We start from the raw sequence: 13,815 nt of genomic DNA, 5'->3' as shown, positions 1-13,815 counted from the left end.
CCGGCGGGTCCCGCCGGGCCGTTCGTGGCGCGGGCGCCGCTCAGCCCCGGGCCACCGCCCCGGCCGACGCGGGAGTCCCGGCCCGCTCCCCCAGGGCCGCGTCCAGATCGGCCCACAGGTCCTCGACGTCCTCCAGGCCGACCGAGAGCCGCAGCAGCCGGTCACCGACCCCGGCGTCCCTGCGGTCGCCGGCGTCGACGATGCGGTGGCTGATGGACGCCGGGTGCTGGATGAGGGAGTCGACGCTGCCGAGGCTCACCGCCGGAGTGATCAGCCGTACGCCGGCGATCACCTCGTGCGGGTCCCCGTGCACCTCGAAGGAGACCATCGCCCCGCCGATGCGCGGATAGTGCACCCGCTCCACGCGCGGGTCCCCGGCGAGCCGACGGGCGAGTTCCGCCGCGTTCGCGGAGGCCGCCCTGACCCGTACCGGAAGGGTCGACAGTCCCCGCAGCAGCAGATAACCGGCCAGCGGATGCAGCACGCCGCCCGTGGCGAACCGCACCTGGCGCAGCCGCCCGGCGAACTCCTCGTCGCAGGCCACCACGCCCGCCAGCACGTCCCCGTGGCCGCCGAGGTACTTCGTGGCGCTGTGCAGCACCAGCCGTGCCCCGTGCTCGGCCGGGCGCTGGAGGACCGGGGTGGCGAAGGTGTTGTCGACGAGCAGCGGCACGGAGCCGCAGGCGTGGGCGACGGCCCGCAGGTCGATCTCGGCGAGCGTGGGGTTGGCCGGGGACTCCACGAGCACCAGGCCGGTGTCGGGGCGCAGCGCGTCGGCGACCCCGGCCGGGTCGGTCCAGGTCACCTCGGAGCCGAGCAGTCCGGCGGTCAGCAGATGGTCGCTGCACCCGTACAGCGGGCGGACGGCGACGACGTGCCGCAGTCCCATCGAGCCGCGCACCAGCAGCACGGCGCTGAGCGCGGCCATGCCGCTGGCGAACGCGACGGCCGACTCCGTCCCCTCCAGCCGGGCGAGGGCGGTCTCGAAACGGGCGACGGTCGGGTTGCCGAGCCGCCCGTAGACCGGCGGGCCCTCCGGTTCCGCGCCGGTGGTGGCGAAGGCGTCGATGCGGGCGGCCTCGGCGCGGCTGTCGTACGACGGGTAGGTGGTCGACAGGTCGATCGGAGCGGCGTGCAGTCCCAGTCCGGCGAGGTCGTCGCGGCCTGCGTGCACGGCCTCGGTGGCGAGTGCTCGTGTGGTGCGTCGCGTGTCCATGCCCAAGTCCATGGACGGAAGGGTGAACACCGAACGGACCACTGAGCCCCGATCCCGTGCTACGTTCGGTCGATGGCCGAATCTGTCGTACTGGATCCGGTGGACCTTCATCTGCTGCGGCTGTTGCAGAACGACGCCCGGACGACGTACCGGGATCTCGCCGCGCAGGTCGGGGTCGCGCCGTCCACCTGTCTGGACCGGGTGACCCGGCTGCGCCGCTCGGGCGTGATCCTCGGGCACCGGCTGAAGCTGGATCCCGCCAAGCTGGGCCGGGGGCTCCAGGCGCTGTTGTCGGTACAGGTCAGACCGCACCGGCGGGAGCTGGTGGGGCCGTTCGTGGAGCGGATCCGGGCGCTGCCCGAGTCACTGACGGTGTTCCATCTGACCGGCCCCGACGACTATCTGGTGCATGTGGCGGTCGCGGACATGGCGGATCTCCAGCGGCTGGTGCTCGACGAGTTCACGGCCCGGCGCGAGGTGGCCCGCGTGGAGACACGGCTGATCTTCCAGCAGTGGGACTGCGGACCGATGCTGCCGCCTACGCCCTCGGCGCAAACCGGGTGACGAGCCGAGGGCCGCGTACCAGGATGGTCATCATGTCTGAGACCAACAGCGCGCTCCCCCGTCAGGTCGCCGACGCCTACGTCGACGAGCTCATCGCCCTCGACCCGGTCACCGGAACCTTCCTCGGTGTGAAGGAGAGTTCCTCCCGGCTGCCCGACCTCTCGCCCGCCGGTCAGGAGGCGGTCGCCGAATTGCAGCGGGCGACACTCTCGCGGCTCGCCGAGGCGGAGCGGCGGCCCGGCGCGGACAGCGACATCGAGCGCCGCTGCGCCCGCCTGCTGCGCGAGCGGCTCACCGCGGAGCTGGCCGTGCACGAGGCCGACGAGGGGCTGCGCTCGGTCGGCAACCTGGGCACGATCGTGCACTCGGTGCGCGAGGTGTTCACGGTGACGCCGGCGGAGTCGGAGGAGGACTGGGCGGCGATCGCGGAGCGGCTGCGCGCGGTCCCGGCCGCGCTGGCCGGCTACCGCGAGTCCCTCGCGCTCGGCCTGGAGCGCAAGCTGTACGCGGCTCCGCGGCCGACGGAGACGTTCGTCGGGCAGCTCACCGAGTGGGCGGACACCGGCGAGGGGCGCGGCTGGTTCGAGGACTTCGCGGCCGAGGGACCGGAGGCGCTGCGCACGGAGCTGGACGAGGGCGCCCGCGCGGCGACCGCGGCCGTCGTCGAACTGCGGGACTGGATGCGCGACGTGTACGCCCCGGCGATCGAGGGCGCGCCGAACACCGTGGGCCGGGAGCGGTACGCGCGTTGGTCCCGCTACTTCAACGGCACCGATCTCGACCTGGACGAGGCGTACGCGTACGGCTGGTCCGAGTACCACCGGCTGCTCGGCGAGATGAAGAAGGAGGCCGAGAAGATCCTGCCGGGGGCCGAAACGCCGTGGGTGGCACTGGCGCACCTGGACGAGCACGGCCGGCACATCGAGGGCGTCGACGAGGTCCGGGAGTGGCTCCAGGGTGTGATGGACCGGGCGATGGATTCCCTGGACGGCACCCACTTCGACCTCGCGGAGCGGGTACGGAAGGTGGAGTCGCGGATCGCGCCGGCGGGCAGCGCGGCGGCGCCGTACTACACGCCCCCGTCGGAGGACTTCTCCCGGCCGGGCTGCACCTGGCTGCCCACGATGGGCCTGACCCGCTTCCCGGTCTACGACCTGGTCTCCACCTGGTACCACGAGGGCGTCCCCGGCCACCACCTCCAGTTGGCGCAGTGGGTTCACGTGGCCGATTCCCTCTCCCGCTACCAGGCGTCCGTCGGCATGGTCAGCGCCAACGCCGAGGGGTGGGCGCTCTACGCGGAGCGGCTGATGGACGAGCTGGGGTTCCTCGCGGACGCGGAGGAGCGACTGGGCTATCTGGACGCGCAGATGATGCGGGCGACCCGGGTCATCGTCGACATCGGCATGCACCTGGAGCTGGAGATCCCGGCGGACTCGCCGTTCCGTCCGGGCGAGCGCTGGACGCCCGAGCTGGCGCAGGAGTTCTTCGGGGCGCACAGCAGCCGCCCGGCGGACTTCGTGGAGAGCGAGCTGACCCGCTATCTGACGATCCCGGGCCAGGCGATCGGCTACAAGCTCGGCGAGCGGGCGTGGCTGCTGGGCCGTGAGAAGGCCCGCGAGCGCCACGGCGACGCCTTCGACCTCAAGGCCTGGCACATGGCCGCCCTGTCCCAGGGGTCGCTGGGTCTGGACGACCTCGTGGACGAGCTGTCGGCGCTGTGAGCCGGGCCGGCGCCGTCAGCGCCGGAAGCCGCCCTCGGAGTCGATGACCTGACCGGTGATCCAGTCCGCCTCGTCCGTGGCCAGCCACGCGATGAGGCGGGCGGGGTCGTCGGGCATGCCCCAGCGTCCGGCGGGGAAGAGCGCGGCGATGGCGTCGTAGTCGTCGCCGGTCATGTAGTCGGTGTCCACCGGGCCGGGGTTGACGGTGTTCACGGTGACCGCGTGCTCGGCCAGGGCGGTCGCCAGGGAGCGGGTCACGGAGGCGAGCGCGCCCTTCTGGAGGGCGTAGGCGATCTCGCCCGGCATTCCGCCGGCGATGTCCTGCCCGGAGGTCATCATCAGCACGCGTCCGCCCGGGGTGCGCGGCGGCAGCGCGGCGCGGTGCCGGGCGTGGGCCTGCACGAGCAGCACCACCGACCGGGCGTCGACGGCCCAGTGCGCGTCCAGCATGGCGGCGTCGATGGCGTCGAGAGTGCCGTCGGAGCCGCTGAGGGCGTGGTTGGCGACGAGGACGTCGAGCCGCCCGCCGAGCGCCTCGACCGCCCGGGCGTGCAGTTCGGCGGGTGCCGCCGGGTCGCTGAGGTCGCCCGGCAGGGCGACCACCCGCGCGTCGGGGTCGCCGAGGGCGTCGCGCACCGAGGCGGTCACGTCCTCGATCCGGTCGGCGCCCCAGGGCATCGCGGCGTCGTGCGGCACATGGTGGTGCAGGCAGACGCTCGCTCCGTGGGCGGCCAGGCGCCGGGCCACGGCATGACCGATGCCGCCGCGCCGGCTGGCCCCGGTGACCAGCGCGGTACGGCCGCGCAGGGGCAGCGGGTCACGACGGAGTGCTTCGGGCGCGGGGTGCGGAAGTCGGGGCATGATCACCCATCATGGGGTCCGCACCGCCCCGACGCACCCGAATATCCCCGGCGGTTCAGTGCAGGGGCCGGATCTGGATGACGGTGAGCCAGGTTTCGGGGCCGGGCTGCACCTGGGCCGCGCGGACCGCGTAACGGCCCGGAGTGAGCGTGAGGCTCACGTGGTCGGTGCCCGTGGAGTCGGGTCCGGGCCAGGCCGCGTCGAACAGCACGACCCTGCCGGGTACCTTCCAGTGCACCTCGGGCTGCCACTGCGCGGTGTGCAGCGCCGCCGGGACGCTCGCCAGGAGCTCCGCCTCGGAGTCGCCGGCGATCCAGCGGACGAGGGTGCCGTGTTCGGGGAGGTACGCGGTCGCGGCCGGCTCGTCGCCCAGGACCAGGGCGGTGGAGTCGCCGACCGGGAGGAGTCCGAGGAGCCCGTCCACCTCGCAGGCCCGGTCGTAGTCGGAGGCCGTCTCCTCGCCGTCGGCTCCCGTCCAGAACGGCAGCACCGTCTCCGGCACCGCGATGAGCGGCCCGCCGCCCGACTCCACCCACTCGACCGTGCCCGGTTCCGCGTATCGCACCATGCGCAGAACCTACCGGGTCGACTCCCTTACCGGAGCCACGGGTTCAGCATCCGCAGTCGTCGGCGTCGGCGGGCGCGGTGAGCGGGTCGGGGGTGCGGCGCTCGCGTCCCTGCCAGGTCTCGAACTCGAAGCCCTCGCGCACCCAGTACTCGAAGCCGCCGAGCATCTCCTTGACCTGGTAACCGAGTTCGGCGAGGGCGAGCGCGGCACGCGTGGCGCCGTTGCAGCCGGGGCCCCAGCAGTAGGTGACGACGGGGACCGACGGATCCAGGAGTTCCGCCGCCCGCTCGGGGACGAGTGCGGTGGGAAGGTGCACCGCGCCGGGGACGTGACCCTGGTCCCATGCCTCGCTGGAGCGGGAGTCCACGAGGACGAAGCCGGGGTCACCGCCGGCCGCGAGCGCGGCGGCCACATCGGAGACGTCGGCGTAAAGGGCGAGGCTCGCACGGAAGTGGGCGGCCGCCTCCGCAGGGGAGGCGGGGGCCACGCGCAGCACGGGGTTCACGGTGTTGGTGGTCATGGGAGAGAAACTACGGTCGCGAGATCCGTTCCTGAAGCGAGGATCCCCGGTCCTTGCCTTGCCCAGCCGGGGATTCCTCTGCTACTTCTCGGGAATGACCGCGTATTCACCGGACGCCACCGACTGGCGCATTCTCGACATCCTCCAGCGGGAGGGACGGACCGGTTTCGCCGAACTCGCCCGTGCCGTCTCGATGTCCGCGAGCGCGGTCACCGAGCGGGTGCGCCGCATGGAGGAGGCCGGGGTCATCCAGGGCTACGCGGCCGTGGTGGATCCGGAGCGGATCGGGCTGCCCGTCCTGGCGTTCGTGCGGCTGCGCTACCCGACCGGCAACTACAAGCCGTTCCACGACCTCGTCGCCGCGACGCCCGAGATCCTGGAGGCACACCATGTGACGGGCGACGACTGCTTCGTCATCAAGGTCGCCGCCCGTTCGATGCGGCATCTGGAGGAGGTGTCGGGCCGGATCGGCGCCCTCGGCTCGGTGACCACCAGCGTCGTCTACTCCTCGCCGCTGCCGCGCCGCCCCCTGGGGCGGTGAGCCGCCCTCATCCCGTCCCGCGCTGTCGCAGTTCCGAACCGGAGCGGCCCTTCACGACCTCCAGCTGGGCGTGTATCCGGCGCCGCAGATCGGCGACGTGGCTGACGATGCCCACGCTGCGGTCGCGTTCGCGCAGGGAGTCCAGGACGTCCAGGACCTCGTCGAGGGTCTGGTCGTCGAGGCTGCCGAAGCCCTCGTCGATGAAGAGGGTGTCCAGCCGCACCCCACCCGCCTCGTCGGTGACGACGTCGGCGAGGCCGAGCGCGAGGGCGAGCGAGGCGAAGAAGGTCTCGCCGCCCGAGAGGGTCGCGGTGTCGCGTTCCCGCCCGGTCCAGGCGTCGACGACGTGCAGCCCGAGTCCGCTGCGGCCGCGCCCGGTGCGGTCGTCGGAGTGGACGAGGGTGTAGCGGCCGGACGACATGCGGTGCAGCCGTACGGTCGCGGCGGCGGCGACCTGCTCCAGGCGGGCGGCGAGGACGTACGACTCCAGGCGCATCCGGCGTTCGTTGTCCGCCGAGGTGCCGGCGGCGAGTCCGGCCATCCGGGCCACGCGGTCGTACTCCTCGCGCAGCGGTCCCAGCCGGCGTACCGCGGCGGTGGCCCGCGCGGAGAGCCGGTCGAGCTCGGCGCAGCGCCGGGCCGCGGCGTCGTGGGCGGAGGCCGCCTCGCGCGCCCGGCGGCCGGCCTCCTCGGCGGTCCGCTGCGCGGAGCCGAGGTCGGCGGGCGGCTGCTGTGCGGCGGCCGCGGTCTCCGGCTCGGCGAGGACGGCGCGCACCGCGGTCTCCTCGTGCTGCCAGGCGTCCAGGCGCCGTTGGAGGTCGCGGTGGGCGGCGTCGTCGAGGAGGGCGTCGGCGGCGGCCCCCGGGGTGTCGAACCCGGCGCGGAAGGCGGCGTCGGCGAGCCGGGCGTCGGCCTTCTTGAGCCGCTGGGCGGCGTCGTCGGCGGCGCGGGCAGCTTCGGCGGCGTCCGTGAGCCGCGCGACGCTCCGTTCCAGCTGTGCGGCACGGGCGGCCACGCTGGTGGCGTCTCCCCGCGCCCGGGTCAACTCCTCCTCCAGGGTGGCGCGCTCCCGGTCCAGTCGGTCACGGTGGCCCACGCGGGAGGCCGCCCGGACGGCCGCCTCGCGCTGGGCGGCGACGCGCAGTTCGTGCTCGTGCTCCGCGCGGCGGAGCTGTTCCTGCGCGGAGTGCAGCACGGAGGCGGCGTCCCGCGCCCGCGCGTACTCCTGCTCCAGCTCGTCGACCGCGCGGGAGAGTTGTTCGGTGGCGCCGTCCCCTGCCTCGGCGCTCGCGGCGGCCAGCGCCTCCCGTACGACGCCGAGGTGCTGCTCGGCCTCGGCGCGGCGGTCCTCCGCGCGCTGGTACTCGGCGAGGGCGCGTTCCTCGGTCTCGCGGTCGACGTGTCCCTGGACCTTGCGGGCGGGGGCGGGGTGTTCGGTGGCGCCGCAGACGGCACAGGGGTGGCCGTCGGTGAGACCGGCGGCCAGTTCGGCGGCGATGCCGTTCAGCCGCTGTTCCTTGAGGTCGAGCCAGTGCTGCCGGGCCGCGAGCGACCGCTCCCGGGCGATACTGGCCTGCTCGGCGGCGGTTTCCGTGTCCCCGGCGAGCTGGTCGCGCAGCCGCGCGGCGTTCAGCCGCTGCCGCGCGGGGTCGCGGAGCACGGCCAGTTCACCGGCCCGGGTCGCGGCCTGCTGCGCGGACTCGATGCGGTTTTGCAGACCGGTCCGGGTCTCCTCCCAGTCCGCGAGCCACGTCTCCGCGTCCTCCAGGATCTCCTCGTCGGCGCGTTCCTGCCGGTCCAGGTCGGCCCGCTCATCGAAGAGTTCCGTCAGCCGCCGCTCGGCCCGGCGGGCGGACTCCAGCCCGCCCAGTTCCTCGGCGGCCCGGCGGGCGGCGGCCGCGAGCCCGGCCGCTCCCGCGTCCGCGTGGGACGCCGGGAGGAGGGCACGCGCGCGGAGGTCGGCCGCGGCGGCGCGCCGGTGCTCGGCTTCGGCGGAGTCCCGCAGTTCCAGGGCGGGGGCGACGCTCTCGGCCTTGCGGGCCCGCTCCATGCGGGTCTGCGCCTCCCGGTGGGCGCCGGACCGCTCCTGAAGGCGCGCCGCCCGCTCCCGCGCCTCGGCGAAGCGCCGTTGCAGCCGGTCCCGTTCGCGTACGTCGTCCAGTGCGCGGTCGGCCGCGGTCAGGGCGGACTCGGCGGCGGCGAGGCGGCAGTGGGCGACGGTGAGCTGTTCGCGGGCGGTGCTGCGGGCGACGGCGGCCGCGCACAGCACGGCCTCGGCCAGTCCGGGTTCGCCGGGGGTCAGTTCGGGCAGCTCCATGGTGCCGCCCGCGGCCTGTTGCATCCGGTGCGCGTCGGCCAGCAGGTCGGCGTCGCCGTCGCGCACCCGGGACTCGGCGGCCCGACGGCGTTCGGCGAGGCGCTTCTCCACGTCGGCGAAGCGGCGGGTGTCGAAGAGGCGGCCCAGCAGCTTGCCGCGGGCTTCGGCGTCGGCGCGCAGGAAGCGCGCGAAGTCGCCCTGGGGCAGCAGCACGACCTGGCAGAACTGCTCCCGGCTCATGCCGAGGAGCTGGGTGATCTCCTCGCCGATCTCCTGGTGCGAGCGGCTGAGGTCCTTCCAGGTTCCCGAGGCGGCGTCGCGTTCCCGCAGCCAGGTCTGGGCCTTGTCCACCGTGGTGCCCGCGGGGCCGCGCTTCTTGGGGCGTTCCCAGGGCGGCTGCCGGGTGATCTCCAGCCGGCGTCCGGCGACGGTGAGTTCGAGGGTGACCTCGGTGCGGACGCCCGGGGCGGCGTGGTCGCTGCGCAGTGTCATGCCCTGCCCGCTCTGCCGGGCTCCGGGGACGGACCCGTACAGCGCGTAGCAGACGGCGTCCAGTACGGAGGTCTTGCCGGCGCCGGTGGGGCCGTGCAGCAGGAACAGCCCGGCGGCGGACAGCTCGCCGAAGTCCACGCTCTGGGTGCTGCCGAAGGGCCCGAAGGCGGTGATGTCCAGCCGGTGCAGCCTCATCGCGCGACCTCCCGCACCGCGTCGTCCGCGCGTACCGCGTCGAAGGCGTCCCGCAGGACGGTCCGCTCGTGTGCGTCGGGTTCGGCGCCGCGCACGTGGGTGACGAAGTCCTCGGCGATCTGCTGGTCGTCGCGGCCGGCGAGGCGGCGGGCGTAGGAGACCTCGGGATCGTCCGCCGCCCTGTCCGGGTCGAAGACGAGGCTGAGGGTGTGCGGGAAGCGCTCGGTGAGCCGGGCCATGGGGTCGGCCGGTCGGACCGGGTCGGTGAGGGTCGCCTCGATCCACGCCTCCTGGTGCCGGGCCAGCGCGGGGTCGGCGAGCAGTTCCTCCAGGGTGCCGCGGATCCGGGCCAGCGCGCGGGGCACCGGGCAGTCCACGCGCTCGGCGGTGACCGTCCCGTCGGCGGCCAGGTCGACCAGCCACATGCTCTTGCGGTGTGCGGCCTCGGAGAAGGAGTACGGCAGCGGGGAGCCGGAGTAGCGCACGCGTTCGGTGAGGGTCTGGCAGCCGTGGAGGTGCCCGAGCGCCACGTAGTCGACTCCGTCGAACACCCCGGCGGGCACGGCGGCCACGCCGCCGACGGTGATGTCCCGTTCGCTGTCGCTGGGTTCCCCGCCGGTGACGAAGGCGTGTGCGAGGACGACGGAGCGGGTGCCGGGCGCACGGGCGGCGAGGTCGGCGCGGACCCGGTCCATGGCGGCGGCGAGCACCGTCTCGTGGCCGGCCCTCTCCACCTGGAACGTGTCCTTCACGAGGGCGGGTTCGAGGTACGGCAGCCCGTAGAAGGCGACGTCCCCGTGCTCGTCGGACAGCACCACCGGGGTGCCGCACGCGGACGGCTCGGTCCGCAGATGGATGCCCGCGTGCCCCATGAGCCCGGCGCCGACGCCGAGGCGGCGGGCCGAGTCGTGGTTGCCGGAGATCATCACCGTCGGCACGCCGAGGTCCGCGAGCCGGTGCAGGGCGTCGTCGAACAGCTCGACGGCGGCGAGCGGCGGCACGGCTCGGTCGTACACGTCTCCCGACACGACCACCGCGTCCACGTCGCGCTCACGCACGGTGCCGACGAGGTGACCTATGAACTCGGCCTGGGCACCGAGCATGCCGACCCGGTGGAAGGACCGGCCGAGGTGCCAGTCGGAAGTGTGCAGCAGTCTCATGATCCCCGCAGCGTAACCGCCGGGTCCGACAGCACGGGCGGTTACTCCCGTATCGCCCGTCATGACAGGCCCATAAACGCCGTTCATGTCGGATTCATTGCGGATTGCCGCTCTGCCGGAGGTCTTCCTTTCAGGGCAGGATGGACCGTGTGAGCGGGGACACACACAACGGGGACCGGATCGACTTCCGCAACGGGACGTTCCGGGGCGAGGCGATCGGGAAGAAGGTCGAGCATCATCATCACTACGGCCCCATGCCGCACGTAGAGGACGCGCTTCCGCCGGTTGCCGCCGAGTTCACCGGGCGTGCCGAGGAACTCGACGCGCTGCTGGCGGCACTGGCCCCGGGCCCCGGTGGCCGCACCCCGGTCCCGGTGACCGCGGTGGCCGGGCTGGGCGGCGTGGGCAAGACCGCACTGGCGGTGCGAGCGGCTCACACGGCACGGGAACGAGGATGGTTTCCCGGCGGCGCGCTGTTCGTCGACTGTCACGGCTACGACGAGACGCCCGCCGGAGCCGAACAGCTCGTGGAGGCCCTGCTGCGCGCACTGGGCGTGGCGGCCGCCCATGTGCCTGCGACGCTGGACGAACGAGCCGGCCTCTACCGCTCGGTCCTGGCCGAACGGGCCCGCACGAGCGGTGCGGTGCTGATCGTGGTGGACAACGCCTCGCATCCCCGTCAGGTCAGGCCGCTGCTGCCCGGCCACAACACGCACCGCGTCCTCGTCACTTCCCGCGACACCATGCCGCAGCTCGGTGCCCACCTCCTCCATCTCGACGTCCTCCGACCGGAGGTGGCCCGCGACGTGCTGGGTGTGGCCCTGCGCACGGCCGCCCCCGCCGACCCACGCGTACTGGACGCCCCCGAGGCGACCGGGAACCTGTGCGCCCTGTGCGGGTATCTGCCCCTGGCGCTCCAGATCGCCGCCGCCCTGCTCATCGCCGATCCGGGCAAACCGGTGACGGAACTGGTCGCGGAGCTGGCCGACTCCGCCACGGTCATCGATCACCTGGACGATGGCGAACGCGGCGTGCGGGCCGCGTTCGACCTGTCCTACCGCCGCCTCGGTCCGGGTCCCTCCCGCCTGTTCCGGCTCCTGGCGCTCGCCCCGGGACCGGAGACAAGCGATGAAGTGATCACCGTGCTGTACGGGGCCGACGCGCTGCCGCGGCCGGAGCTGAACGTGCTGGTCCGTGCCCATCTGGTGGGACCCGGCAGTGCACGCGGTTACTGGACCATGCACGACCTGGTCCGCGCCTACGCGCTGGACCGAGTGACCCACGAGGCGTCACTGCGGGCCGAGGGCACGCAGGCACGGGCCCGGCTCCTCGCCCACTACCAGCGGCGCGCCGAGGCGGCCGACCGGCACGTGCAGTCCCGGCCCGGCCCCGCTCCCTCCCCCGGGTTCAGGGACCGAAGGGACGCGCTGAGCTGGCTCGACCACGAGCGCACCGGCCTCATCTCCGCCGCGCTGTGGGCGTCCGACCCCGTGCACGCACGGGCCGGACTGGGACTGGCGCTGAGCCTTTACGGCTATCTCAGCTGGCGCCGATACTTTGATGACGCCGTGTCCGTCTACCGGTGCGCGGCAGAAGCGGCACGCGCCCTGGGTGACGACCTCGGCGCGGGTCGGGCATGGAACGCTCTCGGACTGGCTCTGCGCTACAGCCGAAGAATCGAGGAGGCCGTCGCGGCGCACACGCGGGCCCGCGAGATCCACGCGTCGCGCGGGGACCGCCTCGAAGAGGGAAAGACGTGGGACATGCTGGGAGTCTCCTTGACCGAAGCCCGCAGATTCGACGAGGCGATCGAGGCCCACGAACGAGCCCGCGAGCTGGTGCACGCGGCCGGCGACCGGCAGCTCGAGGCGTCGACCTGGAACAACGTCGGCCGCGCCCTGTTCAAGCTGGGCCGCTGCGACGAGTCGGTCGTCGCGCTCACCCGGGCCCGCGAGATGTTCCACGCGGTCGGGGACCGGCTCCACGAGGCCACCGCGACGAACAATCTGGGACGCTCCTTCCGGGAGACCGGGCGCCTTGAGGAGGCCCTGGCGGCGCACACCACCGCTCGCTCGGTCTTCCAGGAGCTGGGCGCACGGGAGCGTATCGCCACGGCATGGAACGACTTCGGTGTCACCCTGTCCGCGCTGGGCCGCCTCGACGAGGCCGTCGACGCCCACCTGCTCGCCGTACGGGAACAGGAGGAGGTGGGCCATCGGCACGGCCAGGCGATCGCCGCCAACGACCTCGGGGTCGCACTACGGCGCGCGGGCCGTCGCGACGAGGCCGTCGCGGCCCACCTCCAGGCGCTGTGCCTCTACCGGGAGGTCGCCGACCGCTACGGCGAGGGCGAGACGCTGAAGCTCCTCACCGCCGCCGGGCACAGGGAAGACGAACCGCTCGGGGAAGCGGGGAGCCGATGACGCGGCCGTCGCCACCGGCCCGCGCCGCCCCGGAGGCACGGCTGGCGAGGACCAGTTCCCGTGTCCTGCTCCAGCCGACCCCGCTGTGCAACCTCGACTGCCGCTACTGCTACCTGCCCTCCCGTCGGCTCGCCCGCGTGATGTCCGACGAGGTCGCCGACGCCGTCGCGGGGACCGTCGACTCCTGGTCGGAACACCACCCGGTCACCGTGCTGTGGCACGGCGGCGAGCCACTCACCACGGGGGTGTCCCGGCTGCGGGAGCTGTTCGACCGGTTTCCTCCGGGCCGTGGACACCCGGTACGGCACGCCGTGCAGACCAATGCCTCGCTCATCGACGAGGCGTGGTGCCGGCTGTTCGCGGAGCGACGGATCGACGTCTCGGTCAGTGTCGACGGTCCCGGCCCCGGCACCGATCGGGTGGACCGCACCGGGCGGGAGGCAACGGATCGCGTGCTGCGCGGCATCGAGCTGCTCAAGAAGCACGGCATCGCGTTCGGGGCCATCGCCGTCGTGTCCGACCCGTCCGCGCGCAAGGCGGCCGAACTGCATCAGTGGTTCGCCGCTCTCGGCTGCCGCGTTCTGGGGGTGAACCTGGTGGAACGCAAGGGCGTACACGCCGGGAGCCTCCACGACGACGAGAACATCGCGGAGTTCTGGGCCGCGCTGGCCGCTCGCGGGCGAGCCGACCGGGACATGGCGCTGCGGGATCTGGGACACGCCTGGCGGTATGTCAGGGCGGAGCTTGCCGGCGCCGCCGGGCGGTGGGCTGGCCTGCCGGTCGATCCGCTTCCCATGGTCACCTGGGACGGACAGGTGGTGCCGCTCAGCCCGGATCTCGCCGGCTTCTCCTCCGCGCGCCACGGCCGGTTCACCGTCGGCGACGTGCGGGAACGGGGACTGGCCGGCTGCCTGACCCATGCCGAGGAGACTCCTTGGGTCGCCGAAGCCCTGGCCGGGGTCGACGCCTGTCGCGCCGTGTGCGACCTGTTCGCCTACTGCCGTGGCGGGCAGGCCGCCAACAAGTACTTCGAGACGGGCCGGCTGGACGCGACCGAGACCCTCTTCTGCCGCAACAGCAGAAAACTTCTGATGGAAGGACTGATGCGCGATGCGGAACGAGTCGCCGGAAGAGCCCACGGTTGAGGGCCGCATGCGGTCCCTCGGTGCGGAGCTGTTCCCCCTGCCGGATACCGAAGTCTGCGAGGACTGCGGTGACGCCCCGTGCGCGCACGCCG

Annotated in this window: 11 protein-coding genes; 5 read left to right on the top strand and 6 right to left on the bottom strand. The window is 73.4% G+C overall.

Features of this window, described 5'->3' with window-relative positions; genetic code table 11:
- Positions 1 to 40 precede the first annotated feature (40 nt).
- A complete protein-coding gene (locus ACZ470_RS26775) occupies positions 41 to 1,216 on the bottom strand; it encodes a trans-sulfuration enzyme family protein (RefSeq protein WP_468431186.1) in 1,176 nt (391 codons plus the stop codon).
- 72 nt (positions 1,217 to 1,288) lie between these two features.
- Between ACZ470_RS26775 and ACZ470_RS26770 the strand changes: the two genes are divergently transcribed.
- A complete protein-coding gene (locus ACZ470_RS26770; RefSeq protein ID WP_468431185.1) occupies positions 1,289 to 1,780 on the top strand; it encodes an Lrp/AsnC family transcriptional regulator in 492 nt (163 codons plus the stop codon).
- A 32-nt stretch (positions 1,781 to 1,812) separates the two neighbouring features.
- Positions 1,813 to 3,501 (top strand): DUF885 domain-containing protein, encoded by a 1,689-nt coding sequence (locus ACZ470_RS26765; RefSeq protein WP_468431183.1) that lies wholly within the window; start codon positions 1,813 to 1,815, stop codon positions 3,499 to 3,501.
- A gap of 15 nt (positions 3,502 to 3,516) precedes the next feature.
- Here ACZ470_RS26765 and ACZ470_RS26760 read toward each other — a convergent pair whose 3' ends face one another.
- From ACZ470_RS26760 to ACZ470_RS26750, 3 genes are read right to left on the bottom strand one after another with little or no spacing between them, the layout of a single operon-like run.
- Positions 3,517 to 4,362 carry an SDR family oxidoreductase gene (locus ACZ470_RS26760; protein ID WP_468431181.1) on the bottom strand — a complete coding sequence of 282 codons (846 nt, stop codon included), beginning with the start codon at positions 4,360 to 4,362 and terminating at the stop codon, positions 3,517 to 3,519.
- A gap of 55 nt (positions 4,363 to 4,417) precedes the next feature.
- Positions 4,418 to 4,930: an immunity 21 family protein gene (locus ACZ470_RS26755; protein ID WP_468431179.1), complete on the bottom strand. Its 513-nt coding sequence runs from the start codon at positions 4,928 to 4,930 to the stop codon at positions 4,418 to 4,420.
- A 43-nt stretch (positions 4,931 to 4,973) separates the two neighbouring features.
- The gene (locus tag ACZ470_RS26750; protein WP_468431177.1) at positions 4,974 to 5,450 is read right to left on the bottom strand and encodes a rhodanese-like domain-containing protein; all 477 of its coding nucleotides are present in this window, start codon (positions 5,448 to 5,450) and stop codon (positions 4,974 to 4,976) included.
- Positions 5,451 to 5,544: 94 nt separating this feature from the next.
- On the opposite strand from ACZ470_RS26750, the gene ACZ470_RS26745 reads away from it, so the two are divergent.
- Positions 5,545 to 5,991, top strand: a complete 447-nt coding sequence (locus tag ACZ470_RS26745) for an Lrp/AsnC family transcriptional regulator (protein ID WP_468431176.1) — start codon at positions 5,545 to 5,547, stop codon at positions 5,989 to 5,991.
- Between the two features lie 7 nt (positions 5,992 to 5,998).
- Here ACZ470_RS26745 and ACZ470_RS26740 read toward each other — a convergent pair whose 3' ends face one another.
- A complete protein-coding gene (locus tag ACZ470_RS26740; protein ID WP_468431174.1) occupies positions 5,999 to 8,995 on the bottom strand; it encodes an AAA family ATPase in 2,997 nt (998 codons plus the stop codon).
- The gene (locus tag ACZ470_RS26735; protein ID WP_468431172.1) at positions 8,992 to 10,155 is read right to left on the bottom strand and encodes an exonuclease SbcCD subunit D; all 1,164 of its coding nucleotides are present in this window, start codon (positions 10,153 to 10,155) and stop codon (positions 8,992 to 8,994) included. The genes ACZ470_RS26740 and ACZ470_RS26735 overlap by 4 nt, the downstream gene beginning before the upstream one ends.
- A 149-nt stretch (positions 10,156 to 10,304) precedes the next feature.
- Here ACZ470_RS26735 and ACZ470_RS26730 point away from each other — a divergent pair, with 149 nt between their 5' ends.
- Complete coding sequence (locus ACZ470_RS26730; protein WP_468431171.1) at positions 10,305 to 12,578, top strand: tetratricopeptide repeat protein; 2,274 nt, start codon at positions 10,305 to 10,307, stop codon at positions 12,576 to 12,578.
- A complete protein-coding gene (gene amcB / locus ACZ470_RS26725; RefSeq protein ID WP_468431170.1) occupies positions 12,575 to 13,723 on the top strand; it encodes a cyclophane-forming radical SAM peptide maturase AmcB in 1,149 nt (382 codons plus the stop codon). The genes ACZ470_RS26730 and amcB overlap by 4 nt, the downstream gene beginning before the upstream one ends.
- Positions 13,724 to 13,815 lie beyond the last annotated feature (92 nt).

It is taken from the genome of Streptomyces sp. NPDC031111, from assembly GCF_055570675.1.
The sequence above is the reverse complement of the archived record's forward strand: the minus strand, read 5'-3'. Positions and strand labels throughout refer to the sequence as shown.

Coding starts and splice junctions, on each gene's coding strand:
- ACZ470_RS26755 (WP_468431179.1), bottom strand. CDS start 4,930: ATGGTGCGATACGCGGAACCGGGCACGGTCGAGTGGGTGGAGTCGGGC.
- ACZ470_RS26760 (WP_468431181.1), bottom strand. CDS start 4,362: ATGCCCCGACTTCCGCACCCCGCGCCCGAAGCACTCCGTCGTGACCCG.
- ACZ470_RS26775 (WP_468431186.1), bottom strand. CDS start 1,216: ATGGACACGCGACGCACCACACGAGCACTCGCCACCGAGGCCGTGCAC.
- ACZ470_RS26770 (WP_468431185.1), top strand. CDS start 1,289: ATGGCCGAATCTGTCGTACTGGATCCGGTGGACCTTCATCTGCTGCGG.
- ACZ470_RS26745 (WP_468431176.1), top strand. CDS start 5,545: ATGACCGCGTATTCACCGGACGCCACCGACTGGCGCATTCTCGACATC.
- amcB (WP_468431170.1), top strand. CDS start 12,575: ATGACGCGGCCGTCGCCACCGGCCCGCGCCGCCCCGGAGGCACGGCTG.
- ACZ470_RS26765 (WP_468431183.1), top strand. CDS start 1,813: ATGTCTGAGACCAACAGCGCGCTCCCCCGTCAGGTCGCCGACGCCTAC.
- ACZ470_RS26740 (WP_468431174.1), bottom strand. CDS start 8,995: ATGAGGCTGCACCGGCTGGACATCACCGCCTTCGGGCCCTTCGGCAGC.
- ACZ470_RS26750 (WP_468431177.1), bottom strand. CDS start 5,450: ATGACCACCAACACCGTGAACCCCGTGCTGCGCGTGGCCCCCGCCTCC.
- ACZ470_RS26735 (WP_468431172.1), bottom strand. CDS start 10,155: ATGAGACTGCTGCACACTTCCGACTGGCACCTCGGCCGGTCCTTCCAC.